This window comes from Niveispirillum cyanobacteriorum, from assembly GCF_002868735.1.
GTDB classification, from domain to species: domain Bacteria; phylum Pseudomonadota; class Alphaproteobacteria; order Azospirillales; family Azospirillaceae; genus Niveispirillum; species Niveispirillum cyanobacteriorum.
Genome location: NZ_CP025611.1, coordinates 174,084 through 197,702, shown reverse-complemented (window position 1 = coordinate 197,702; position 23,619 = coordinate 174,084). Strand labels below are relative to the sequence as shown.

The following is a 23,619-nucleotide window of genomic DNA, read 5'->3' as shown; positions in this document are numbered from 1 at the left end:
GTTGGCCGCCCCTTCTCCTACAACTGAGCCTGATGGCTTACGCCATCACCTTAGCCAGCGCTTCTTCCAACGGCAGCTCCAGCTTCTCGCCCGTCGCGCGGCGCTTCAGCTCCGCCGTGCCGGCCTTCAGGCCGCGGGGGCCAATGGTGAGCTGCCAGGGGATGCCGATCAGGTCCATGTCGGCGAACTTGGCACCCGGACGCTCGTTGCGGTCATCATAGATGACGTCCACGCCGGCATCCTGCAGGCGGGCATAGAGACCGTCGCAAGTGGTGCGGCAAGCCTCGTCATCGGCCTTCAGGTTGATCAGGGCCACCTTGTAGGGGGCGACCTGATCCGGCCAGATGATGCCGGCATCGTCGTGGCTGGCCTCGATCAGGGCGGCGACCACGCGGGACACGCCGATGCCGTAGGACCCCATCTCCACCGTCACCGGCTGCCCGTCGGGGCCGGTCACGACGGCACCCATGGGGGCGGAGTATTTAGTGCCGAAATAGAAGATGTGCCCCACCTCGATCCCGCGCGCGGTGACCAGATCGGCGGGCGCCTTGGCGGCGTCGTGCATCTCCTCGGTCGCGGCGTAGATGGAGGTGTATTTGGTGAAGAAGTCCTTCAGGTCGCCATTGGCGTCGGGATTGTCGGCAAGGACATCCATGTCCAGCCACTGCTTGTCGCAGAACACCTGGCTTTCGCCCGTGTCGGCCAGGATGATGAATTCATGGGACAGGTCGCCGCCGATGGGGCCGGTATCGGCGCGCATCGGGATTGCCTTGATGCCCATGCGGGCAAAGGTGCGCAGATAGGCCAGGAACATCTTGCGGTAGGACAGGCGCGCGCCCTCGGCATCCAGATCGAAGGAGTAATTGTCCTTCATCAGGAATTCACGCCCGCGCATCACGCCGAACCGGGGCCGCACCTCGTCCCGGAACTTCCACTGGATATGGTACAGGTTGCGTGGCAGGTCCTTGTAGGACTTCACGAAGGTCTTGAAGATGTCGGTAATCATCTCCTCATTCGTGGGGCCGAACAGCATCTCGCGGTCATGGCGGTCGGTGATGCGCAGCATCTCCTTGCCATAGGCCTCATACCGGCCCGACTGTTTCCACAGGTCCGCCGACTGAATGGTGGGCATCAGCAGTTCCTGCGCCCCGGCGCGGTCCTGCTCTTCGCGCACAATCTGGCTGACCTTCTGCAACACCTTCCAGCCCAGCGGCAGCCAAGCATAGATGCCGGCTGAGGTCTGGCGGATCATGCCGGCCCGCAGCATCAGGCGATGGCTGACGATCTGCGCCTCCGACGGCGTTTCCTTCAGCGTGGGCAGGAAGTAGCTGGACATACGCATGGGAGCGGAACTCACGGAATAGGAGTGACGATGGGGCGGACTTTATGGGCTGACGGCGTCGGGGGCAAGCGGGCAACCGACCCCGCACCCCAGCCCCGCCCCTGGATCAGGCGGCAGCGTCGGTCACGGCGCCGGGCAAGGTGATGACAAACCGGCTGCCCAGGCCCGGTGCCGTTTCCAGCACGATGGAGCCGGACAGCGGACCCGCCACCAGATTATGCACGATATGCAGGCCCAGGCCGGTGCCACCATGGTCGCGGCTGGTGGTGAAGAACGGATCAAAGGCCTTGGCGCGGACCGCATCTTCCATGCCCCGGCCATTATCGGCGACGGTGATGATGGCCGTGTCGGCAATGGCTGACAGGGTGACGGTCAGGGTACCACCCTGCCCCGGCTGCCAGGCGTGCTGGATCGCGTTCAGCATCAGATTAGTCAGGACATTGACCATTGCACCCGGCTGTACCAGGGCGGTCAGGTCCTTCACACCGTCGATATGAAAGGCAATGCCGGCATCGCGTAACCGGGGCTGCAGGGGGGCGGCGGCTTCGGCCACAAGGGTGGACAGGCGCTGACGCTGCTTCGGCCCGGCATATTCCTCCGCCGAGACCTGCTTGAAACTCTGTACCAGACGGGCCGCGCGCTGCAGATTGGCCTGCAGCACACCCATCGCTTCCCGCCCCGTAGCCAGGAAATCGGCAAGCGCGCCGCGCGTGAGGGCCTTGGCCTCCACCTGGGTGGATACGCCCCCCATCTCCTCCGTCAGGAAGGTGGAGGTGGTGATGGCCACGCCCAGCGGGGTGTTCAGCTCATGCGCCACGCCGGAGACAAGGCGGCCAAGGCTGGCCAGCTTTTCCTCCTGCACCAGCCGGTCCTGGGTGGCGCGCAGATCCTCCAGGGCGCCGGCCAGCTCATCCTTTTGCCGGGCGATAACCTCAGTGCGTTCCGCGACCTCGCGCTCCAACTCCCGCTGGCGGCGGCGCAGCGACAGCGTGCGAAGTTGCACGGCACCCCAAGCCAGGGCCAGCAGCGACAGCAGGGCCAAAGCCCGGAACCACCAGGTCTGGTACCAGGCCGGTAGCACCGTCACCGGCACCACCAGCGCCTGTTCGGCAAACAGGCCGGCCCGGTTGCTGCCCCGCACCTGCAAACGGTAGGAACCGGGCGACAGGTTGGCGTAGGCGACATGGCGGTGATTGCCGTCACCCGCAATCCATTGTTCCTCAAACCCTTCCAGGCGATAGAGAAACCGGGTGCGGTCAGGGGCCGTGTAATCCAGGGAAGCGAATTCCACCGACAATGACCGCTGATCGGGCAGCAGGTTAAGGGTCGGGGGCGCCGGCAGGTTGAAGGGATCGGACGGCACAGCTTTGCCATCCACCCGCAACTCCGTCACCACAGTAGGCGCCAAAGTCCGCCAAGCATCCAGCCGGTCAGGGCGGACCACGACCAGACCATCACGGCCGCCAAACATCATCTGCCCATCAGCGTCCATGGTGGCGGAATTGGCCCAGAAACTGCCCACCCCAACGCCGTCGGGCCGGCCCAGCACCTGCACCGACAGGTCATCACCTTTGATCACGGCCAGACCGGCATCGGTGGAGGCCCAGATGCGCCCCGCCGCATCCTGCCGCAAGGCGTTGATCAGCAGGGTGGGCAGGCCATCGGAAAGCCCCAGGCGACGAAACCTCGCGGGCTGCCCCGGCTTCCACCCTGCCTCCAGGATGTTCAAACCTCCGCCCAGCGTGCCGACCCAGACGCGGCCCCTGGCATCGGTCAGGATCGCCGTAATGAAATTATGGGAGAGGGAGGCAGGATCAGTGGGATCATTGCGGATACGCTGAAACCCGCCCGCAGGATCGCGGTAATGCAGGCCGGCATTGCCCCCCACCCACAACCCGCCATCGGGACCCGGCGCCAGCACCCGCAGGCGGTTATCGATCAGGGATCGCGCGTCACCCAGCCTGGTGCGGTCCGCCTTCATGGTGCCGGTGGCAAGGTCGAGCGAGACGAGACCGTCCGCCGCCATCCACAACGTATCGCCCTGGCGCATCAGGAACCAGACCGCGGCATTGGGCGCGGGCGGCGGCAGGGCCACCGGCTCCACCCGCGTCTGACCGGGGCGGCGGCGGAACAGGCCCCGCTGCGTTCCGATGAAGGTGGTGCCGTCGGACGCCATTTCCAGCGCCAGTACGGCACCGTCGGGCAGACCGCCGCTGCCGGGACGGATGCCGTCGCGCGCCCCGGTGCCGGGATCCAGAATGTCGATGCCATTGGCCTGCAACCCCGCCCATAGACGCCCATCGGAGGCCAGCATCAGGCTACGGACCTGCGGGTCGGACAGACGGTCGGCGCGGATATGGGAGGCGGGGACAGACAACACGGCCTGCGTCTGCGGATTGCGGCGGCAGACCCCACCGCCCCAGGTGCCGACCCACAGGATACCGGACCGGTCGACCAGAAGGGCGCGCACATCGCTGGCCACCAGGGAACTGGACAGGGTCGGGTCATTGCGGCGGACCACAACCTTGCCCGTTGCCACATCCAGTTCCACCAAACCGGCACCTTGCGTGCCGATGACGATCCGGTCGGGCGACAATTCGGCCAGGGCGTGTTTGGCCACGGGGGCAGAGGCCGGGTCGCCATCACCCAGCAGGGGGAACAATTTCTGTTCCCCCGTGGCGGGGTCCCACATCGCGACACCGGGAAACTCCCCCGTCACCCACAGCCGGCCCTTGCCATCCCGCAGCAGACCCTGGATGGGCGCGTCGGCGGGCACGATCCCGCCCAGCGAGACGGGCGTGCCCAGATCGCCCGACGGATCAAACCGCACCAGCCCGCGCCCGCTGGCCAGCAGCAGGCCGCCATCGGGCAATTCCACCATGTCACGGATCTGATCCAGCGGCGGACTGTCCGGTTCGGGCCCGCGCCGCGTATAGAAACGGCCCGTCCCCGTGGCCGGATCGCGGACATGCACCCCGCCCACCGTGCCCGTCCACAGCCGTCCCTGCGCATCCGTCAGGATGGACAGGATCGACAGGTTTTGCAGCCCGTCATTGGCCCGCACGAACCGGTCGGCGGCAGCGTCATGGCGGGCCAGCCCGCCGGCATTGGTGCCAACCCACAGCACGCCCTTGGGATCGACATGCAGGGCCGTGACGTAACTGTCGGGCAGGCTGTCGGGATTGCCGGGATCGCTGGTGTAATGGCGGAAGCGGTGGCCGTCGAACCGGGCCAGCCCACCACCGGTGCCAAACCAGACAAACCCCGCCCGATCCTGCGCAATGGCACCCACGACATCGTTGGGCAGCCCCTGGTCACGCCCCAGCCGCTCAAAAAGCGGCTCGGAAAAGGCGGACCAGTCGGCGGCCAGGGCAACCGGCGCGGTCAAAATGGCAATCAGAATGGCAGCGATGCAGCGTGCATGCCTGTTCCACGACTGCGCAGAGTGCGACCGATCAAAGGACATTGCTGTAACCGGCCTATTAACCCGCTGGCGAATACCCCCACCATAGCAAGTCGAGGAACCGAGGGGAATCCTCATAGCAGCGCAAGACCATGATCCTGCAATCTTAACGGGCTGCGGTAGCTGTGCGCCAGACGGCCAACCTTCCATTGACAAGGACCGGAAGGAGCGGCTCTAGCCCAAGCGATCCGTGACCATGCGCGTTGACGCCGTTACATCCCGCCACCAGTATGGCGGAAACAATCAAGGCGCGGGTTATGGCTGAAATTGACCTGATGTACATTAATCTGGACCGTGCCACCGAACGGCGGGAAAGCCTGGAACAGAATATCCGAGACGCCAATTTCTCCAGCGCCTGGCGGATGCACCGTTTTCCCGCGGTGCAAGCAACTTCAGACCAGGTGGCGAAGATGCCTGGTGCCGCCTCCGCCAACCTCAAAGGCAACTGGCTCAGCCATATCGGTTGTATGTGGCATGCTATCAGCAATGGCTGGCAGTCACACCTTCTGATCGTCGAAGATGACGCCAAGTTTTCTAACAAGGCCGAAAGTGTCATTAATCTTGCGGTCAATCACTTAAGTCCCGACAGTTGGGACATCATCTTTCTCGACCTGATTATAGGTCGCGCTATTGACATGCCGTATTTCTTTTCCTTGAGACAAAACTGTGCAATGAATGACAATAATTCAGTAATTGTAAATATGAACTGGCTTCATGACCACTTTGCTCTGACAGGTGCTGGTGCTTATCTTGTCAACAAGGCGTCGTTGGTCAACATATTCAGACAATTCAATGCCGATGAAATATCCGTCGCCTATGATGTCATCCTCCGGCATATGATCACGACGAATGCGGTCAAGGCCTTTGCCGTTTTCCCATTTCCGGTGACTGTTAGCGCCCACAGTGATTCCCCCACCGTCGACCATACCGATGCATGGGTTTATGAATGCAGCCTGATGAATGAATTCCGGCGACTGATCTGGACGGAGTCTGAGTTGGAGCTTCAAAAGCGGGCCATCGCACGCGGTGAAGTGACACCGGATGTCTTGAAGTTCCAGTCCATCTTCAGCCGCCTGCTCAGCATTCAGCATGGCGTCACTTGACGGGGCGCTCACCCTCACGCCGCCACCAGCCCTACATCGGTGATCTTGAGGTGCGGGATCACGGGCAAAGGCTGGAAGGCCTGCCCATGCCGATCTTGACCCTTCCTGCGACAACACTCATGTTACATGTAACACAGGAGGCAGGACGATGAAGACGTCAGGTGCCATACGCGTGCAGAAGCATCGTGCGCAATTGCGCGCCGCTGGCCTTCGCCCTATCCAAATCTGGGTGCCCGACACACGCCGCCCTGGCTTTGCCGAGGAATGCCGCCGACAGTCCCTATCCCTGCGCGATGATCCGAAGGAACAGGACGTGGGCGAGTGGCTGGAACGGGTCGCCGATCATGAGGGGTGGGAATGAGGCGCGGTGACATTGTCACCGTCGTTATTCAGGGCGATTACGGCAAACCCCGCCCTGCCCTGGTCATCCAATCCGACCTGTTCAGCGACCATCCCAGCATCACCATCCTGCCCATCACCAGCGACCGGCGAGACGGCGCGCCGCTGTTCCGGTTGGATGTGGAACCGGATGCGGAAAACGGTCTGCGCTTACCCTGCCAGATCATGGTGGACAAGGCACAGACCGTGCGGGGGGAAAAAATCGGCGACCGGATCGGGCGGTTAACGGATGACCAGATGGTCGCGGTCAATCAGGCTTTGGCGCTTTGGGTGGGGTTGGGGTGAATGAGGTACACCGCCGATGTGCCTCATTGTAGCGCGGATTAGCAAAGCATAATCCGCGGAACAACATCAGGCAGAGCCGGCTTCTGCGGATTAAGGCTTCGCCTAACTCGCGCTACGAATTCCTGATCAGCCTAAATCTGAAATGTTCTAATTTTACCTACCCATTTTAGGTGCCGCAAACATTAGATAAATGACAAGAAATATCCCGACAAAAGGAAAACCAACAACTAATCCTATCCAAGGATTAGCCCCAGCATCATAACAACGCCTAGCGGTTAAATACGCCACAATCATAGAAATCAGAGCACTCAAAGTCACAAGAATGTATTCCGGCTTATAACCCATTGTTATCATGGCTGAAATATATACAGCCACCACATAAAAAAATACCGTCAAAACCGTGAAGATGATGTATGATTTTCTACCTATTTTCCCATTTTTCTTCGCCAATAGAACACCAAGAACACAGGCAACGACCGTCAAAAATAATCCAATAATATCAAATCCCTGAAATTCCATCGCCACCTCCTGCGTTAATTATTGCCAACATCCTTAGACGCTAAATGCCCCTCACGCCGCCACCAGCTCAAACTTGTCCACATCCACCAGCCCCATATCGGTAATCTTCAAATGCGGAATCACCGGTAGAGGCAGGAAGGCCAGTTGCAGGAAGGGTTCGGCCAGTGGGCAGCCCAGGGCCTTGACGGACGCGCGGAGCGCTTCCAACTCGTGCTCCACCGCCTCGAACGGTTTCAGGCTCATCAGGCCGGCCACGGGCAGGGCCAGCTCGCCGACCACGGCACCGTCCTTCACGGCCACGAAGCCGCCGCCGATTTCGATCAGGCGGTTGATGGCGACGACCATGTCGGCGTCGCTGGAACCCACCGCGCAGATATTGTGGCTGTCATGGCCGACGGAGCTGGCCAGCGCGCCGGAGCGGATGCCGAAGCCCTTCACGAAGCCCTTGCCGATATTGCGGGTGAAGCCGTGGCGTTCGACGACCACAATCTTCAGGATGTCATTGTCCGGGTCGGCATGGCGGCGGCCATTGCGATAGGGCACGGTCGCCTGCAACGCCTCTGTGATGATCTTGTTGGGCAACACGCCGATCACGGGTGTGCCGGGGCCGCTGGCCGGAATGGCGAGGTCTTCGGCCACGATCCGGTCGCGCTTGATGGAGTTCAGGCCCACGGGCGGCGGGGATGTGCGGCCCGCGAAGGTCTCCGCCGACACCGGCTTGCCGGCGCGGATCACCTGCGACACGGTGCATTGCGCCAGATCGTCCAGCAGGACGATATCGGCCAAGTAGCCGGGAGCCACCAGCCCGCGATCCTTCAGCCCGAAACCGCGCGCTGCCGACCAGGTGGCGGTACGGTAGGTGGCGGCGATGTCGGCCCCGTGCGCGATGGCGCGACGGATCAGATGATCCAGGTGCCCTTCCTCCGCAATGTCCAGCGGGTTGCGGTCATCGGTGCAGAAGGCCAGGAAGGGGCTGGTCACCGGATCGATCAGGCCGGACAGGGCATCGACATCCTTGGAGACGGAGCCATCGCGGATCAGGACCTGCATGCCCTTGGCAATCTTCTCCCGCGCCTCTGCCTGTGACGTGCATTCATGGCAGTTGCGGATGCCACAGGAGAGATAGGCGTTCAGTTCCTTGCCCGTGACCAGGGGCGAATGGCCGTCAATATGCGCACCATAGAATTCCGCCAGCTTGTCCAGCGTTTCCTCATCCTTCCACAGCACGCCGGGGAAGTTCATGAATTCGGCCAGACCGATCACCTTCGGGTGGTGTCGGTGGCGGGCCAGATCGTCGGCCTTCAACCGCGCGCCCGCCGTTTCCAGATGTGTGGCCGGCACACAGGATGAAAGCTGCACCCGCAAATCCAGCGCGGTGGTCAGGGCCGAATCCAGAAAATACTGAAGCCCCGCCTCCCCCATGACATTGCAAATCTCATGCGGGTCGCAGATGGCCGTGGTAGTGCCGCGCGGCAGGACACAGCGGTCAAATTCCGACGGGGCGACCAGCGTGCTTTCGCAATGGACATGGGTGTCGATGAAGCCCGGCACGGCGAAGCGGCCCTTGCCATCGATTTCCACCAGCCCATCATAACGGTCATAGGTGCCGACGATGGTGTCGCCGCAGATGGCGATGTCGGTTTCATCAATGCTGCCCGTCGCGACATTCAGCAGCCGCACATTCTTGATCACCAGATCGGCGCGGTTGCGCCCCATGGCCTGATCGATCCGCTGTTTCAGGATGGCTTTGGCGGCGGCGCGGTCCATGAGGCGGGTCCTTACATGATCAATGCGGGGTCTTGGCGCAGAGTGCCATCAGGTCAGCCTCGGCAGCCGACTGCATCGGCTTGCCGTTGAACAGGACCTGATTGCCCTGCACCGTTACGGTACCGATCTGCGCCTCCCCCCGGTAGAGGTTATTTGTTGCGATGCCGAAGCGGCGCGCGATATCGGCGGTGATGGCGATATCGATGCTTTTCGGCAGGTCGATAGCATAGCCATCGGGTAGGTCGGCGGGAGCCACGGGCTTCCCATGCACATCGACGCCGGGCTTGTACGCTACATCCGCGCTGGGCTGATATCGGGTCACGTAGCGGCAGGCGGCGGGGTCGATACGAATGGTGGGGGCGTCGGTCTGGGCCGTGGCAGCGGATACCGCACCTGCGAAAAGCCCAATTAACCCTATGGCCCTTAAGGTACTTTGCAGGAATACTGGCATTCCTTCCCCCCTTCCCTTTCGCCGCAAAGGGCGCCGCACAGATGCTGACATCCTACTTCAAGCTGAAAGAACTGGGCAGTGATGTCCGGACGGAGCTGCTGGCCGGTCTCACCACCTTTTTGACCATGGCCTATATCATCTTCGTCAATCCACAGATCCTGTCGGCGGCGGGCATGGACCATGGGGCGGTATTCGTCGCCACCTGTGTGGCCGCCGCCATCGGGTCGGCCATCATGGGGCTGTACGCCAATTATCCCATCGCGCAGGCACCGGGCATGGGGCTGAACGCCTATTTCGCGTTCACAGTGGTCGGGCAGATGGGATATTCCTGGCAGGTGGCGCTGGGGGCGGTGTTCCTGTCGGGCATCCTATTCATCATCCTGTCGGTCCTGCCGGTGCGCGAAGCGGTGGTGAATGCCATTCCCCGCACCCTGAAAATGGCCATATCCGCTGGCATCGGCCTGTTCCTGGCCATCATTGCCCTGGAAAATGCCGGGTTGATCAAGGCGCATCCCGTCACCCTGGTCACCATGGGCGACCTGACCAAGCCGCAGCCGGTGTTGGCCGCCATCGGCTTCATCCTGCTCTGTGCGCTGGCGGCGCGGAAGGTCATGGGGTCGGTGATCCTAACCATTCTGGTGATCGCCATCGTGGGCATGGTCATCGGCGCCTCGCCATTTAACGGGCAGATCATCTCCCTGCCGCCCGACCCCAGCCCCACCTTCCTGGCCATGGACCTGAAAGGCGCGTTCAGCGTGGGGCTGATCACCGTGGTCTTCGCCTTCTTCTTTGTTGATCTGTTCGATACGGCGGGCACCCTGATCGGCGTGTCGCACCGCGCGGGCCTGCTGGACAAGGATGGCAAGCTGCCGCGTCTGAAACGCGCCCTGTTTGCCGATGCGGCGGCCACCACCGTTGGCGCGGCCCTGGGCACCTCCACCGTCACCTCCTACATCGAAAGCGCGGCGGGCACCAATGTTGGCGGACGCAGCGGGTTAACGGCGGTGACGGTGGCCGTCCTGTTTGTGGCCTGCCTGTTCTTTGCCCCGCTGGCCGCCAACATCCCCGCCTATGCCACGGCCCCGGCCCTGCTCTACATCGCCTGCCTGATGGCGCGCGGCCTGACCGAGGTGGATTGGGAGGATGTGACGGATTATGCGCCCGCCGTGATGACGGCGATTGCCATGCCACTGACCTATTCCATCGCCCACGGCATCGCCATCGGCTTCATCACCTATGCCGGCATCAAGATCCTGTCCGGTCGCTGGCGCGATGTCGGGCCGGTCGTGGCGGTGCTGGCGGCCCTGTTCCTGCTGAAATTCATTCTGCTGGCGTGACTGATTCTCGCGGATTCGATGACAGGGGCCGCACCCTGCGGGGCGGCCCCTTTTTCATTCACTGCCTTGAAGCCCGTTCAGTAAGCAGGCAAAAATATGATAGCGGTATCATTGCCTATTAAATAGGCATATGTTTAATTTTCAGTCAGCACTGCCGTTGACGTAAACTGCCGACAGAGCACAGGCGATCACAAAAAATTCACTTTCCATGAATACTCATATTTATCAATGCATTAGGTGCATTAGCCGTCATCCCGCAGCCATGCCGCAATGGCATGAAGACGATTGGATGCATGCAATCGTGACAATGCGGCCACACTGGCCGCTGCATTTTTGTGCGGGCATCGTGCAGATCGAATTTTGATGGTGACGGGTTTCGCCGGGGGTGCTTATACTCCGCCCCACAAAAGAAAAGACCGCGCCAGCAAGGCAGCGCGGCCTGAGTTTAGGGAGGAATCGCCACCAGGCGGTGTCAAAACAGGGATCCAACCCCGTTCGACAAGATAAGTTTTTAACTTTCTGAATATGAAGGCAAGCCGATTTTGTCGGCTTGCCTTTTTATTTGTTCGATTTTTGGGTTTGTGCACATCTCTTGTGCAAATGCCGTCCATCCGAACAGATGTTTGCCCAATCAGAAGGCGGTGTATCCAGCAAACCCGCTGGTAATGGCCCGACGCCAGGGCAAATCATGATTCGACAGAGCGATCATGGCGGGGCAATCGGCGCGGTGTGCGCCCGGTAGAAAGCCGATGCTCATCAGGAACTCGCCCACAATCTCCCCACCCGTAAAGCGGAAGGTCTTGGCGAACAGCTTCACCCAGTCCGCCTTGGATTTCGGGTGATGGGTCAGCAGCCAACCATGGAACGATCCATGGCTGTCGCGTAGCCGCTGGATCACCTGGGCATTGTGGATGGCGGCATGGACCTTCAGCCGGTTGCGGATGATGCCGGGATCGGCCAGCAGTCGGTCCACATCATCCGGCCCAAAGGCCGCTACGCGGTCCACGGAAAACCCGGCATAGGCGGCACGGAAGCTTTCCCGCTTTTTCAGGATGGTCAGCCAGGACAGGCCCGCCTGATTGATCTCCAGGATCAGCCGTTCAAACAGCTCATCATCCCCCGTCAGGGGCACGCCATATTCATGGTCATGATAGGGGCCATGCCATTCATGGCCCGGGGCGATATCGCAGTAGCCTGACATTCTGTCCACCTTGCTTGAAACGCAAACAGGATAGCCGATCAGGCGACAGATGTCCCAGGGTTTGTTCTTGTTTTGTATTCACAAGACCCGTCAGGGTTCGCCCCGCAACAGGCCCTTCCAATCCACTAGGCCGAAATGGCCGCTAGCCCAGAGAGTACCTACGATGATGGCGGAGATGATGGAGGTCCAGATGAACTTCCTGATGATCATGGGCCGGGCGGGCGCACCGGGCTGGTGCCCGACCTCCCGCGCGTCCCCCTCCTGCTTGCGCCCGAACGGCAACACCATGAACAGGACTGTCCACCAGATGGTGAAGTAAATGGCGGCCCAGGTTGCCCAACCCATGCTCTCAACTCCTTGGCTGCGGTCAGACCTGTTCGATTTCGACCAGGGTGCCGAACAGATCCTTGGGGTGCAGGAACAGCACCGGCTTGCCATGCGCACCGATCTTTGGTTCTCCATCGCCCAGCACGCGCAGGCCATCGGCCTTCAGCTTGTCCCGTGCCGCGATAATGTCCTCCACCTCGTAACAGACATGGTGGATGCCGCCGGAGGCGTTGTTGGACAGGAACTTGGCGATGGTGCTGCCCTCCCCCAGGGGATGCAGCAGTTCGATCTTGGTGTTGGGCAGTTCCACGAACACAGTGGTCACGCCATGGTCGGGCAGGTCCAGCGGGTCGGAAACCTTGGCGCCCAGGGTGGTGCGGTAGGTTTCCGCCGCTGCTGCCAGATCCGGCACGACAATGGCGACATGGTTCAGACGGCCGATCATCACCCTCTCCTCATTTTTATGGTTTGCTTTGGCAGCGCCAGACATAGTCACGGGCGACGCCGACGTCACCCGTGACAAATCGCCCGCCCTAGATCCGCACCAGATGCACTTCTGTCAGCGGCTTGCGGCCCTGGCTGGTGCTGAAGGACCGGCGTATGGCCACACGGGCCGCGTCCTTCACCTGCGCATCATCCATGCGGGCCGCCTTGGACAGGTTCTCGATGGCCAGACGCACGCGGGCGATCAGGTCCGCCGTCTCCTCATCCACCTCATCCTCTTCCAGCAGGCCGATGGATGTGACCTTGGGATCAGCCAACAGGTCACCGCGCGGCGTCATGACCAGGGTCACCATGGAGACGCCGGCCTGGGCCATGCGGGTCCGGCCTTTCAGCGCCATGTTGGTCAGCGGCACGATGCGCTTGCCATCGATGCACAACTTACCGGCATGGACATGACCCAGATTGGCAGCAGGCCCCGGCCCCAGACGAATGACCATGCCATCATCGGGCACCACCACTTCGGGCACCTGACAATCCCGCGCCAGAGCTGCATGCACCGTCAGATGGCGATGTTCGCCATGCACCGGCACGGCAATCTTGGGCCGGACCCATTGATACATCTGCACCAACTCGTCACGCGCCGGATGTCCGGAGACATGGACGAATTCCTCATCCGCTGTGATCACCTGAATGCCCTGCCGCATCAGGCCGTTCTGGATCTTGGCGATGCCCTTCTCATTACCCGGAATTTCACGGGCGGAGAAGATGACGACGTCGTTCCGCTCCAACACTACGTCAGGATGATCGTCATTGGCGATGCGGGCCAGCGCGGCACGCGGCTCCCCCTGGCTGCCGGTGCAGATCACCACCAGCTTTTCACGCGGGACATAACCGGCCTCGCGTTCCGTCAGGAACGGCGGCAAGTCGGACAGATAGCCATTGGCACGCGCCGCCTCATTGATGCGCCACAGCGACCGCCCAGCCAGTGCCACCTGTCGGCCATGGGCATTGGCCGCGACGGCGATGGAATGCAGGCGGGCGACATTGCTGGCAAAGCAGGTGACGGCGATGCGGGTGTCGGTGAAACGCCCGAACAGTTCCTTGAAGCTTTCCTGAACCGCCGCTTCCGACCCCGACGTGCCCGGCACCATGGCATTGGTGCTGTCGCAAATCATGGCCGTCACGCCCTCGCGCCCCAGCTTCTTCAGCGCATCTTCATCGGCCAGCAGGCCGATGACCGGATCGGGGTCCAGCTTCCAGTCGCCCGTATGCAGCACCGTGCCGACGCTGGTGCGGATGACCAGGGCGTTGGGTTCGGGGATCGAATGGGTCAGACTGATCAGTTCGAGATCGAAAGGACCAATGCTGGCCTTGCCACCCAGCGGGATGATGTTGATCGGCACCTTGTTCTGCAGACCCGTTTCCACCAGCTTGGCCTTCAGGAAGCTGGCCGTAAACGGCGTACACCAGACGGGAACGCGCAAATCCTCCCACAGATGCGGGATGGCGCCCAAATGATCCTCATGCGCGTGGGTGACGACGATGCCCAGAAGGTCGGCGCGACGGTCCTCAATGAAACTGGTATCGGGCAGAATGATATCAACGCCAGGGGTCGTTTCGTCACCGAAACTAACTCCTAGATCCACCATCAGCCATTTGCCCTGGTGGTGGTAGAGGTTCAGGTTCATCCCGATCTCGCCCGCCCCGCCCAGGGGGACGAAATGCAGTTCCTTCGGGTCGAAATCCTTGGTTTCCAGATGCTTTGCTTGCGTCATTCGGTCCTGGTTTCAGTTGGCGGCAGCGTTGCGCGCATGGATCAACCGGAGACCTCGCAACGTCAGGTCCCCATCAATATGGTGGATCATGTCGGTTCCCTCGGCGAACAGGCGGACCAGACCGCCCGTGCCGATGACCGTCACCTTCGTCTGCCCATCGGGCGACAGCTCGGCGATGATCCGTTTCAGGATGCCTTCAATCATCCCGGTATAGCCCCAGAACATGCCCGATTGCATGGCCGCGACCGTCCCGCGACCGATGGCAACGTCGGGCTTGGCGATATCGACCTTGGGCAGCTGCGCCGCCACCCGATGCAGCGCGTCCAGGGACAGGGCCGGTCCGGGCGCGATAACGCCGCCGGCAAAGGCCCCCTCCGCATCCACGACGTCAAAGGTAGTGCCGGTACCGATATCGATGACGACCAGCGGCGTGGGATAGGATGCCACGGCGGACACGGCATTGACCAGCCGGTCGGCCCCCGCCTCCCGCGGGTTCAGCAGCTTGTTTTGCAAGCCCAGTTCGACCGATGGATCACCCACACGCATGGTTACGCAGCCGAAATGTTCCTCGGTTAGCTTCATCAGGGCATAGGTCTGTGACGGCACCACCGATGACAGGATGGCAGCATCAATGTCGGTGGGTGTCAGACCCTTCATGCCCATCAGGCTGACCAGCCAGACGGCATATTCGTCGGCGGTGCGCTGGCTGTCGGTGGAGATGCGCCAATGGGCCCGCTTCTCATCCCCGTCAAAGACGGCGAAGACGACATTGGTGTTGCCGGCATCGATGGCCAGAAGCATCTCAGTTCCCTCCACCAGGGAAAAACACATCGCCCGCCGTCACGCGACGGATGGTGCCGCCGACATCGACCAGCAGCACGCCGTCATCATCCATATCGACCAGACGGCCCGCAAATGTCTCATCATGCAGACGCACGGTTACGGCCGCGCCTAACCCCTGCGCCGCATTCAGCCAGGCCGCGCGGATGGGGGCAAAACCCTGGGTCAGGAAGCGATGATACCAAGCGTCGAATGCACCGGCATAGGCGGTCAGCACCTGTTCCACCGTGACATCGGCCCCGGCGGCCAGCAACCCCGTGGCGGGATATAAGGCCTCTTCCGGGAAATGCCGGACATTGATGCCTACGCCCAGGACCAGCCAATCGACCGATCCGCCACGACCCGCTTCGGACTCCAAAAGGATGCCAGATATCTTGGCCCCATCGAGCAGCACGTCATTGGGCCATTTCAAGGTGACCTTGCCCGGCACAAGGGCCGATACCGCCTCCCCCACCGCGACAGCGGCGACGAAGGAGGTCAATGCCGCCTGTCCCGCCGACAATCCGGGCCGCAACACCAGGGAACAGGCAAGATTGCCGGGATGTGAACTCCATGCCCGCCCGCGCCGCCCCCGGCCAGCGGTCTGGCGCAGAGCCCAGACAAGGGTGCCTTCGGGCGCGCCATCGCCAGCCATCTGCTTGGCCAGATCATTGGTGCTGCCGCATTCATCGATGCTGTGAAGATGAAAAAACGCGGGCAGCAAGGCCGCCCGCGTTTCATCATATCGATTCTGTCCGGTCACCATCGCCGGAACGCCGGTTACCGAGCCCCAAACAGGGCGGCAGCAGCCGCCGCCGCACCAGAGGTGATCGGCGACAGGAAGAAGATATAGACCGGGAACACGAACAAGGCAGCACCGGCGACCACGAAACCCGCGGTCGGGGTCGGGCGGTCCAGTGGCTCCGTCACGTCATCGAAGTACATGGCCTTGATAACGCGCAGATAATAGAAGCAGCTGATACCGGACGCGATGACGCCGACAATGGCTAGCGGATACAGGCCCGCCTGGATGGCCGGCAGGAACACCGCCCACTTGCCCCAGAAGCCCGCCGCCGGCGGCACGCCGGCCAGCGACCACATGAATACGGCCATGGCAAAGGCCAGCATCGGGTGAGTCTTGGACAGGCCCGCCAGATCGGCAACCTCTTCCACGGCGCGGCCCGACTGACGCATCGACAGGATGACAGCGAAGACACCGACATTCATGGCCAGATAGATTGCCATGTAAATCAGTACGCCGCGCACACCTTCTTCCGAACCGGCGGACAGACCGACCAACGCGTAGCCGATATGGCCGATGGAGCTGTAGGCCATCAGGCGCTTGATGTTCTTCTGCTGGATGGCACCCAGAGCGCCGATGATCATGGATGCACCGGCGCAGAACTGGATCACCTGCTGCCACTGCATCGCCAGATCGCCGAACGGGCCGACCAGAACGCGGATGAACAGGGTGATGGCCGCCACCTTGGGCGCCACGGCGAAGAAGGCCGTGACGGAGGTGGGCGCACCCTCATAGACGTCCGGCGTCCACATATGGAACGGCACAGCCGAAATCTTGAAGGCCAGGCCGGCGGCCACAAAAACCATGCCGATGACCACACCAACCGACGCCCCGCCTTCCAACACGGCAGCCAGCTTGTCAAAGCTGGTGGTGCCGGCAAAGCCATAAACCAGGGACGCGCCATAGAGCAGCAAGCCCGAGGACAGCGCCCCAAGCACAAAGTACTTCAGGCCGGCTTCCGTCGACTTGGCCACATCACGCTTGAAGGACGCGATGACGTAGAGTGCCAACGACTGGAGCTCCAGCCCGACATAGAGCGAGATCAGGTCGTTGGCCGACACCATGGCCAGCATGCCGAGCGTGGCAAGCGCGATTAGCACCGGATATTCAAACCGGGCCACCCGCTCCTTCTCCAGGTAATTGACCGACAGGATAACGGCCAGGGAGGACGCGATCAGGATCAGCAGCTTAGCGAAGGTACCGAAGCTGTCGGAAACGAACAGGCCGTTGAAGGTGACGGCACGCCCCTCCGGCCCCTGCAAGAGCAGGAAGCCGGTGGCGATGAAGGAGGCGACAGTCAGCCACGAGACGAGACGCAGGCTGCCTTCACCCCGGAACACGCCGATCATCAACAGGGCCATGCTCGCGCAGGCCAGGAAGATCTCGGGCAGGGCCGGGGCCAGATCAGGGAAAGTTGCCATGGCTCAGTTCTCGCTCGCCGGTTGGGTCGCCGGGGTTTCGGTACGCAGTTCCGCGGTCTTGGGCGTCTCAGCCTCAATCAGGCCCGCCGCCTTCAGCGAGGCCTGATGATCGGCCAGGATCTTCTCGACCGTCGGGTTGTAGACATTCTGGAAGCTGGCCGGATAGACGCCCATGATGATGACGATGGCCACCAGCGGAGCGAAGAATGCGACTTCCCGCATGGACAGGTCCGACATGGCCTTCACTTCCGGCTTCTCCAGCTTGCCGAAGAACAGCTTGCGGAACAGCAGCAGCATATAGGCGGCACCCAGAACCAGACCCGTGGCCGACAGCATGCCGTACCAGGTGCTAACCTGGAAAACGCCCAGCATCGTCAGGAACTCACCCACGAAGCCCGAGGTGCCGGGCAGACCGACCGAGGCGAACATGAAGATGGCGAACACCACTGCATAGCGCGGCATGTTCTTGGCCATACCGCCATAGGCGGCCATTTCACGGGTATGCAGGCGGTTATAGGCAACGCCGATGCACAGAAAGAGTGCGGCCGACACGAACGTATGGCTCAGCATCTGGAACATGGCGCCATCCAGACCCTGCTGGTTCATGGCGAAGATGCCCATCGACACGTAACCCATATGGGCCACGGAGCTGTAGGCGATCATCTTCTTCATGTCGGTCTGCGCCAGCGCCACCAGCGAGGTGTAGATGATGGCCGCGATGGACATGAAGAAGACCACATCCTGGAAGAAGAAGCTGGCTTCCGGCAGCATCTGCACATTCGCGCGGATCAGGCCGTAACCACCCATCTTCAGCATCACGCCGGCCAGCATCACGGAACCCGCCGTCGGCGCCTCCACGTGGGCGAACGGCAGCCAGGTATGGGCCGGCCAGATCGGCGTCTTCACCGCAAAGGCGATGAAGAACGCCAGCCACAGCCAGATCTGCATGTTGGACGGGAACGGATAGTCCACCATCACCCGCATATCCATGGTCCCGGCTGTCAGATACATGGCCAGGATGGCCAGCAGCATCAGCACCGAACCGATGAAGGTGTAGATGAAGAACTTATAGGCCGCATAGACGCGGTTGGGACCGCCCCAAACGCCGATCAACAGGAACATCGGCAGCAGCACCCCTTCGAAGAAGAGGTAGAACAGCACGAAGTCCAGCGCCGTAAACATGCCGATCAGCATAGTTTCCAGCACCAGTAGCGCGATCATGAATTCCTTCACGCGCTTTTCCACCGCATCCCAGGAAGCCAGGACACAGATCGGGGTCAGCAGGGTGGAGGCCAGCACGAACCAGATGGAGATGCCGTCCACGCCCTTGATATAGGCGATGTTAAAGGCCGGCAGCCAAGCCACCTCCTCCACCAGCTGGAAGCCGGGGTTGGAGGGGTCGAAGCCGGTCAGGATGAACAGCGAAACGATGAAAGTGATCAGGGACGTCCACAGCGCCACGCTCTTGGCGTTACGGGCCACCGCCTCCTGCTCACCACGGATGAGCAGGATGAACAGGGCACCGACGAGGGGCAGGAACGTCGTCAGCGAAAGGATCGGCACATCGGCCATTTCGAAAGACTCCCTACCTCAACGCGCCAGGAGGAACCAGCCGGCCAACGCGACCACGCCGATCACCATAACGAATGCATAATGGTACACGTAACCCGACTGAACCCGGCTGGAAGCCAGCGACAGGCGGCGGGTGACAGCGGCGGCCCCATCGGGACCCAGCCCGTCGATCACGCCGATATCGACACCCTTCCACAGGCCAAAGCCCAGCTTCATGGCCGGACGCACGAACAGCGCGTCATACAGTTCATCGAACATGTACTTACGGAACACGAAGGCATGCACAGCCTTGAAGGTGTTGACGAAGGCGCCGGGCAAGCCGGGGCTGAACATGTAGAAGACATAGGCCAGCACGATGCCGGAGACGCCGGCGGCCAGTGGGGCATAAGGCACCCAGCCCGGCACGTGGTGGGCGGCCTCGATAATGGTGCCATGCTCACCAGCCAGCATCACGATGCTGCCCGACCAGAACGCGGCCATGTCATGACCGACGAACCAGGGGTAGGCGACGAAGCCGGCGAACAGCGCGCCGATCGACAGAACGATCAGCGGCACCAGCATGACGGCCGGGCTTTCATGCACATGGGCCATCACCTTTTCCGAGGCGCGCGGCTTGCCATGGAAGGTCATGATCAGCAGACGCCAGGAATAGAAGGCCGTCATGAAGGCGGCGGCGATACCCATCCAGAAGGCGAAGGAACCAGCGGCCGAATGCTTGGCATAGGCCACTTCCAGGATCATGTCCTTGGAATAGAAGCCCGCGAAGAACGGGATACCGGCCAACGCCAGATTGCCGATCCACATCATCGTGTAGGTGCCGGGGATCAGCTTCCAGATGCCGCCCATGTTGCGCATGTCCTGTTCATCCGACATGGCGTGGATGACCGAACCCGCACCCAGGAACAGCAGGGCCTTGAAGAAGGCGTGCGTCATAAGGTGGAAGATGGCGGCCGGATAGGCACCGACACCGATGGCGAAGAACATGTAGCCAAGCTGGCTCATCGTCGAATAGGCGATGACGCGCTTGATGTCGAACTGGGTCAGGCCGATGGTAGCGGCCACGAAGGCGGTGGCAGCCCCCAGATAGGTGACAACCTCAAGCGCGACCGGAGCATATTCGAACACCGGACTCATCCGCGCTAGCATGAACACGCCGGCGGTCACCATGGTGGCCGCGTGGATCAGGGCCGAAACAGGCGTCGGGCCTTCCATGGCGTCCGGCAGCCAGGTGTGCAGACCCAACTGTGCCGACTTACCCATGGCACCCACGAACAGCAGCAGGCAGGCGCAGGTCAGCGCATGCACTTCCCAGGACAGGAAGTGGAAGCTGGCGTCGGCCTTGCTTGCGGCCTGGGCGAAGATGCCATCAAATTCGACAGTGCCGAAGATGATGTAGATGGCCATGATGCCCAGCGCGAAGCCGAAGTCACCGACACGGTTAACCAGGAACGCCTTCATGGAGGCGTCATTGGCGCTCTTCTTCTCGTACCAGAAATTGATCAGCAGGTAGGAGGCAACGCCCACGCCTTCCCAGCCGAAGAACATTTGCAGCAGATTATCGGCGGTCACCAGCATGAGCATCATGAAGGTGAACAGCGACAGATAGGCCATGAAGCGCGCCCGGTGCGGGTCGTGGCTCATATAGCCGACCGAATAGACATGCACCATGGAGGACACGCCATTCACGACGACCAGCATCACGGCGGTCAGCGTGTCGATGCGCAGCGACCAGGACACCTCGAAGGTGCCGCTGTCGATCCAGGTGAACAGCTCGATGGTGCGCGCAGCCTCGGCCCCGCCGAAACCGACCTTCGTGAACAGGATCACGGACAGTACGGCAGCGGTCAGCACACCGGCGCAGGTGACGATCTGGGCCCCACGGTCGCCGATGATGCGCCCGAAGAACCCGGCGATGAAGGCGCCCAGCAGGGGCAGGAAGATGGCAGCGATTTCCATGATGCCCGCCTCAACCCTTCATCATGTTGATGTCTTCAACCGCGATGGTCCCGCGGTTACGGAAATAGACCACCAGGATCGCGAGACCGATGGCGGCCTCTGCGGCGGCCACCGTCAGGATGAACATGGTGAAAATCTGGCCCACCAGATCGTTCAGATAGACGGAGAAGGCCACCAGATTGATGTTGACCGCGAGAAGGATCATCTCGACCGACATCAGGATCACGATGACATTCTTCCGGTTCAGGAAAATCCCGAACACGCCGATGGTGAAGAGGATGGCCGACAGCGTCAGGTAATGCGCCAGGCCGATAGAGCCGAATTCCATGATCAGACGCCCCCCCGCGTCGGGACCTTGCGTACCTGCACCACCTCGGCGCGCTTGCGATCAAGCTGCTGGCCGATCTGCTGGCGACGGACACCGGGGCGCGACCGCAGGGTCAGCACGATGGCGCCGATCATGGCGACCAGCAGGATCAGGCCCGAGACCTGGAAGGCATACACATAGTCGGTATAGAGGATGTGGCCGATGGCTTCGGTGTTGGTCACCTGATCGACCGGCGGGATCGGCGCATTGTTGGCCTGACCGCCCACGGGGCCGCCAGCCAGCTGCGTCGCCGCCAGGAAGACCAGTTCCACCGCCAGAATGGCGCCGACAACCAGCCCCACCGGCATGTAGCGCATGAAGCCCTGCCGCAGTTCCTGGAAATTGATGTCGAGCATCATCACCACGAACAAGAACAGCACCGCCACCGCGCCGACATAGACGATGACCAGGATCATGGCCACGAATTCAGCGCCGATCAGGACGAACAGGCCGGCCGCGTTGAAGAAGGCGAGGATCAGGAACAGAACCGAGTGTACCGGGTTCTTGGCCGTGATCACCCGCACGGCAGAGGCCAGCAGGATGATGGCGAACGCATAGAATGCGATTGCGGTCAGGGTCATGTTACGCCGCCTCCGGCGCTGTGGTCATCGGGTACTTGGTCACGGAGGATACTCCGGGCGAAGGAATGTGGATGGCAGGGGACCCGGCCATCGATGAAATCAACGGTAAGGCGCGTCAGCGGCGAGGTTGGCCGCGATCTGTGCCTCCCAACGGTCACCATTCGCGAGCAGCTTGTCCTTGTTGTAGTACAGCTCCTCGCGCGTTTCCGTCGCGAATTCCAGGTTCGGCCCCTCGACGATGGCATCGACCGGGCAAGCCTCCTGGCACAGGCCGCAATAGATGCACTTCGTCATGTCGATGTCGTAGCGCGTGGTGCGGCGGCTGCCATCCTCACGCGGTTCAGCCTCGATGGTGATGGCCAGTGCCGGGCAGATGGCCTCGCACAGCTTGCAGGCGATGCAGCGTTCTTCCCCATTGGGATAGCGGCGCAGCGCATGCTCACCCCGGAAGCGCGGGCTCGTGGGGCCACGCTCATACGGATAGTTCAGGGTCACACGGGGCTTGAACATGTAGCTGAAAGTCAGCGCCATGCCCTTCACCAGTTCCCACAAGAACAGGCCGCGCGCCGTACGGTCGAGCAAGGCCATGTTTCACCTCCATAATCGGACCGGCCAGACGGCCCGCCCACAAGCATCACCGGCAGGGGGTTGAAAAGCCCCCTCCCCCTCACGAAATCACTTGGGCAGCAGGTCGAAATAGACCAGCACACCGGATGTCAGCACCACCCAGATCAGGGAGAACGGCAGGAACACCTTCCACCCCAGACGCATCAGTTGGTCATAGCGGTAACGCGGCAGCGTCGCCCGGACCCAGATGAAGCAGAACAGCACGAAGCAGATCTTGGCGATGAACCAGAGCGGACCCGGAATCCAGTTCAGCGGTGCGATATCCAGAGGCGGCAGCCAGCCACCCAGGAACAGCACCGTCGTCATGCCGCTCATCAGGATCATGTTGATGTATTCACCCAGGAAGAACAGGGCGAAGGTCATCGACGAATATTCGACGTTGAAGCCGCCCGACAGCTCCGACTCACCTTCAGGCAAGTCGAACGGGGCGCGGTTCGTCTCGGCCAGGGCCGAGATGAAGAAGATGATGAACATCGGGAACAGCGGGATGAAGAACCAGACGGTCTTCTGCGCTTCCACGATCTTCGACAGGTTCAGCGAGCCGACGCAAAGCAGGACGGTGATGATGACGAGGCCGATGGAGACCTCATACGACACCATCTGCGCCGCCGCGCGCAAACCGCCCAGGAAAGCGTATTTGGAGTTGGATGCCCAGCCGGCCATGATGATGCCGTACACGCCCAGCGAGGAGATCGCGAACAGGTACAGCACACCAACATTAATGTCGGCCAGCACCAGACCCTCACCGAACGGAATCACTGCCCAGGCCACCAGGGCCAGGAGGAAGGTCAGCATCGGGGCGGCCACGAAGACGCCGGCATTGGCACCCGTCGGAATGACGGTTTCCTTGGCCAGCAGCTTCAGACCATCGGCGAAGGGCTGCAAAAGACCGAAGGGACCGACGACATTCGGCCCCTGGCGCAGCTGCATCGCAGCCATCACCTTGCGTTCAAAATAGGTCAGCATCGCCATGCCGATCAGCAGCGGCACCACGATGGTGACGATGCCCGCGACGATACGGACGACCAGCGGCAGTTCAGCCCAGAATTCCCACATCGTCA

22 protein-coding genes are annotated in these 23,619 nt (G+C 61.6%); 4 read left to right on the top strand and 18 right to left on the bottom strand.

All coding sequences use genetic code 11. The features are described from left to right. Positions 1–37: 37 nt before the first annotated feature. Positions 38–1,342 (bottom strand): proline--tRNA ligase, encoded by a 1,305-nt coding sequence (proS, locus tag C0V82_RS00925; protein ID WP_102110725.1) that lies wholly within the window; start codon positions 1,340–1,342, stop codon positions 38–40. Between the two features lie 106 nt (positions 1,343–1,448). Continuing rightward, the gene (locus C0V82_RS00920) at positions 1,449–4,730 is read right to left on the bottom strand and encodes a sensor histidine kinase (protein WP_158659639.1); all 3,282 of its coding nucleotides are present in this window, start codon (positions 4,728–4,730) and stop codon (positions 1,449–1,451) included. 332 nt (positions 4,731–5,062) lie between these two features. On the opposite strand from C0V82_RS00920, the gene C0V82_RS00915 reads away from it, so the two are divergent. The 3 genes from C0V82_RS00915 to C0V82_RS00905 all read left to right on the top strand — a co-directional run bounded on the left by C0V82_RS00915 (position 5,063) and on the right by C0V82_RS00905 (position 6,592). Further along, the gene (locus C0V82_RS00915) at positions 5,063–5,908 is read left to right on the top strand and encodes a glycosyltransferase family 25 protein (protein ID WP_102110723.1); all 846 of its coding nucleotides are present in this window, start codon (positions 5,063–5,065) and stop codon (positions 5,906–5,908) included. 148 nt (positions 5,909–6,056) lie between these two features. Beyond that, on the top strand, positions 6,057–6,269 hold the full coding sequence (locus C0V82_RS00910; RefSeq protein ID WP_102110722.1) for an antitoxin MazE family protein: 213 nt from the start codon (positions 6,057–6,059) through the stop codon (positions 6,267–6,269). Beyond that, entirely contained in the window at positions 6,266–6,592 is a 327-nt protein-coding gene (locus C0V82_RS00905) for a type II toxin-antitoxin system PemK/MazF family toxin (protein ID WP_102110721.1), read from the top strand. Before C0V82_RS00910 ends, C0V82_RS00905 begins: the two co-directional genes overlap by 4 nt. A gap of 153 nt (positions 6,593–6,745) precedes the next feature. On the opposite strand, the gene C0V82_RS00900 is transcribed toward C0V82_RS00905, so the two are convergent. Genes C0V82_RS00900 through C0V82_RS00890 form a run of 3 tightly spaced genes read right to left on the bottom strand, consistent with a single transcriptional unit; the run spans position 6,746 to position 9,329 of the window. Continuing rightward, on the bottom strand, positions 6,746–7,111 hold the full coding sequence (locus tag C0V82_RS00900) for a DUF805 domain-containing protein (RefSeq protein ID WP_102110720.1): 366 nt from the start codon (positions 7,109–7,111) through the stop codon (positions 6,746–6,748). Between the two features lie 51 nt (positions 7,112–7,162). Further along, positions 7,163–8,878, bottom strand: a complete 1,716-nt coding sequence (ade, locus tag C0V82_RS00895; RefSeq protein ID WP_102110719.1) for an adenine deaminase — start codon at positions 8,876–8,878, stop codon at positions 7,163–7,165. A 19-nt stretch (positions 8,879–8,897) separates the two neighbouring features. After that, positions 8,898–9,329, bottom strand: a complete 432-nt coding sequence (locus tag C0V82_RS00890) for a hypothetical protein (protein ID WP_102110718.1) — start codon at positions 9,327–9,329, stop codon at positions 8,898–8,900. 41 nt (positions 9,330–9,370) lie between these two features. On the opposite strand from C0V82_RS00890, the gene C0V82_RS00885 reads away from it, so the two are divergent. After that, positions 9,371–10,666: an NCS2 family permease gene (locus C0V82_RS00885; RefSeq protein ID WP_102110717.1), complete on the top strand. Its 1,296-nt coding sequence runs from the start codon at positions 9,371–9,373 to the stop codon at positions 10,664–10,666. 631 nt (positions 10,667–11,297) lie between these two features. On the opposite strand, the gene C0V82_RS00880 is transcribed toward C0V82_RS00885, so the two are convergent. The 13 genes from C0V82_RS00880 to nuoH all read right to left on the bottom strand — a co-directional run bounded on the left by C0V82_RS00880 (position 11,298) and on the right by nuoH (position 23,614). Then, positions 11,298–11,867, bottom strand: a complete 570-nt coding sequence (locus C0V82_RS00880; protein WP_102110716.1) for a DNA-3-methyladenine glycosylase I — start codon at positions 11,865–11,867, stop codon at positions 11,298–11,300. Positions 11,868–11,957: 90 nt separating this feature from the next. Then, the gene (locus C0V82_RS00875; RefSeq protein ID WP_102110715.1) at positions 11,958–12,212 is read right to left on the bottom strand and encodes a DUF1467 family protein; all 255 of its coding nucleotides are present in this window, start codon (positions 12,210–12,212) and stop codon (positions 11,958–11,960) included. Between the two features lie 22 nt (positions 12,213–12,234). Then, the gene (gene mce / locus C0V82_RS00870) at positions 12,235–12,639 is read right to left on the bottom strand and encodes a methylmalonyl-CoA epimerase (RefSeq protein ID WP_102110714.1); all 405 of its coding nucleotides are present in this window, start codon (positions 12,637–12,639) and stop codon (positions 12,235–12,237) included. Positions 12,640–12,727: 88 nt separating this feature from the next. Further along, positions 12,728–14,413, bottom strand: coding sequence for a ribonuclease J (locus tag C0V82_RS00865; RefSeq protein WP_102110713.1), 1,686 nt, complete (start codon positions 14,411–14,413; stop codon positions 12,728–12,730). 12 nt (positions 14,414–14,425) lie between these two features. Beyond that, the gene (locus C0V82_RS00860) at positions 14,426–15,214 is read right to left on the bottom strand and encodes a type III pantothenate kinase (RefSeq protein ID WP_102110712.1); all 789 of its coding nucleotides are present in this window, start codon (positions 15,212–15,214) and stop codon (positions 14,426–14,428) included. Position 15,215: 1 nt separating this feature from the next. After that, positions 15,216–15,998, bottom strand: a complete 783-nt coding sequence (locus C0V82_RS00855) for a biotin--[acetyl-CoA-carboxylase] ligase (protein ID WP_102110711.1) — start codon at positions 15,996–15,998, stop codon at positions 15,216–15,218. A 14-nt stretch (positions 15,999–16,012) separates the two neighbouring features. Then, entirely contained in the window at positions 16,013–17,455 is a 1,443-nt protein-coding gene (nuoN, locus tag C0V82_RS00850) for an NADH-quinone oxidoreductase subunit NuoN (protein WP_102110710.1), read from the bottom strand. Between the two features lie 3 nt (positions 17,456–17,458). Then, positions 17,459–19,027: an NADH-quinone oxidoreductase subunit M gene (locus C0V82_RS00845; protein WP_102110709.1), complete on the bottom strand. Its 1,569-nt coding sequence runs from the start codon at positions 19,025–19,027 to the stop codon at positions 17,459–17,461. Positions 19,028–19,045: 18 nt separating this feature from the next. Further along, complete coding sequence (gene nuoL / locus C0V82_RS00840; protein WP_102110708.1) at positions 19,046–20,983, bottom strand: NADH-quinone oxidoreductase subunit L; 1,938 nt, start codon at positions 20,981–20,983, stop codon at positions 19,046–19,048. Positions 20,984–20,993: 10 nt separating this feature from the next. Beyond that, positions 20,994–21,311 (bottom strand): NADH-quinone oxidoreductase subunit NuoK, encoded by a 318-nt coding sequence (gene nuoK / locus C0V82_RS00835; RefSeq protein ID WP_102110707.1) that lies wholly within the window; start codon positions 21,309–21,311, stop codon positions 20,994–20,996. A gap of 2 nt (positions 21,312–21,313) precedes the next feature. Beyond that, entirely contained in the window at positions 21,314–21,931 is a 618-nt protein-coding gene (locus C0V82_RS00830) for an NADH-quinone oxidoreductase subunit J (RefSeq protein WP_054170169.1), read from the bottom strand. A gap of 99 nt (positions 21,932–22,030) precedes the next feature. After that, complete coding sequence (gene nuoI, locus C0V82_RS00825) at positions 22,031–22,519, bottom strand: NADH-quinone oxidoreductase subunit NuoI (RefSeq protein ID WP_054170170.1); 489 nt, start codon at positions 22,517–22,519, stop codon at positions 22,031–22,033. Between the two features lie 87 nt (positions 22,520–22,606). Then, positions 22,607–23,614: an NADH-quinone oxidoreductase subunit NuoH gene (nuoH, locus tag C0V82_RS00820; protein ID WP_102110706.1), complete on the bottom strand. Its 1,008-nt coding sequence runs from the start codon at positions 23,612–23,614 to the stop codon at positions 22,607–22,609. Positions 23,615–23,619 lie beyond the last annotated feature (5 nt).

Bases quoted from the DNA above. Each gene is read 5' to 3' on its own strand.
- proS (WP_102110725.1), bottom strand. From the start codon at position 1,342: ATGCGTATGTCCAGCTACTTCCTGCCCACGCTGAAGGAAACGCCGTCG.
- C0V82_RS00915 (WP_102110723.1), top strand. From the start codon at position 5,063: ATGGCTGAAATTGACCTGATGTACATTAATCTGGACCGTGCCACCGAA.
- C0V82_RS00910 (WP_102110722.1), top strand. From the start codon at position 6,057: ATGAAGACGTCAGGTGCCATACGCGTGCAGAAGCATCGTGCGCAATTG.
- C0V82_RS00905 (WP_102110721.1), top strand. From the start codon at position 6,266: ATGAGGCGCGGTGACATTGTCACCGTCGTTATTCAGGGCGATTACGGC.
- C0V82_RS00900 (WP_102110720.1), bottom strand. From the start codon at position 7,111: ATGGAATTTCAGGGATTTGATATTATTGGATTATTTTTGACGGTCGTT.
- ade (WP_102110719.1), bottom strand. From the start codon at position 8,878: ATGGACCGCGCCGCCGCCAAAGCCATCCTGAAACAGCGGATCGATCAG.
- C0V82_RS00890 (WP_102110718.1), bottom strand. From the start codon at position 9,329: ATGCCAGTATTCCTGCAAAGTACCTTAAGGGCCATAGGGTTAATTGGG.
- C0V82_RS00885 (WP_102110717.1), top strand. From the start codon at position 9,371: ATGCTGACATCCTACTTCAAGCTGAAAGAACTGGGCAGTGATGTCCGG.
- C0V82_RS00880 (WP_102110716.1), bottom strand. From the start codon at position 11,867: ATGTCAGGCTACTGCGATATCGCCCCGGGCCATGAATGGCATGGCCCC.
- C0V82_RS00875 (WP_102110715.1), bottom strand. From the start codon at position 12,212: ATGGGTTGGGCAACCTGGGCCGCCATTTACTTCACCATCTGGTGGACA.
- mce (WP_102110714.1), bottom strand. From the start codon at position 12,639: ATGATCGGCCGTCTGAACCATGTCGCCATTGTCGTGCCGGATCTGGCA.
- C0V82_RS00865 (WP_102110713.1), bottom strand. From the start codon at position 14,413: ATGACGCAAGCAAAGCATCTGGAAACCAAGGATTTCGACCCGAAGGAA.
- C0V82_RS00860 (WP_102110712.1), bottom strand. From the start codon at position 15,214: ATGCTTCTGGCCATCGATGCCGGCAACACCAATGTCGTCTTCGCCGTC.
- C0V82_RS00855 (WP_102110711.1), bottom strand. From the start codon at position 15,998: ATGGTGACCGGACAGAATCGATATGATGAAACGCGGGCGGCCTTGCTG.
- nuoN (WP_102110710.1), bottom strand. From the start codon at position 17,455: ATGGCAACTTTCCCTGATCTGGCCCCGGCCCTGCCCGAGATCTTCCTG.
- C0V82_RS00845 (WP_102110709.1), bottom strand. From the start codon at position 19,027: ATGGCCGATGTGCCGATCCTTTCGCTGACGACGTTCCTGCCCCTCGTC.
- nuoL (WP_102110708.1), bottom strand. From the start codon at position 20,983: ATGGAAATCGCTGCCATCTTCCTGCCCCTGCTGGGCGCCTTCATCGCC.
- nuoK (WP_102110707.1), bottom strand. From the start codon at position 21,311: ATGGAATTCGGCTCTATCGGCCTGGCGCATTACCTGACGCTGTCGGCC.
- C0V82_RS00830 (WP_054170169.1), bottom strand. From the start codon at position 21,931: ATGACCCTGACCGCAATCGCATTCTATGCGTTCGCCATCATCCTGCTG.
- nuoI (WP_054170170.1), bottom strand. From the start codon at position 22,519: ATGGCCTTGCTCGACCGTACGGCGCGCGGCCTGTTCTTGTGGGAACTG.
- nuoH (WP_102110706.1), bottom strand. From the start codon at position 23,614: ATGTGGGAATTCTGGGCTGAACTGCCGCTGGTCGTCCGTATCGTCGCG.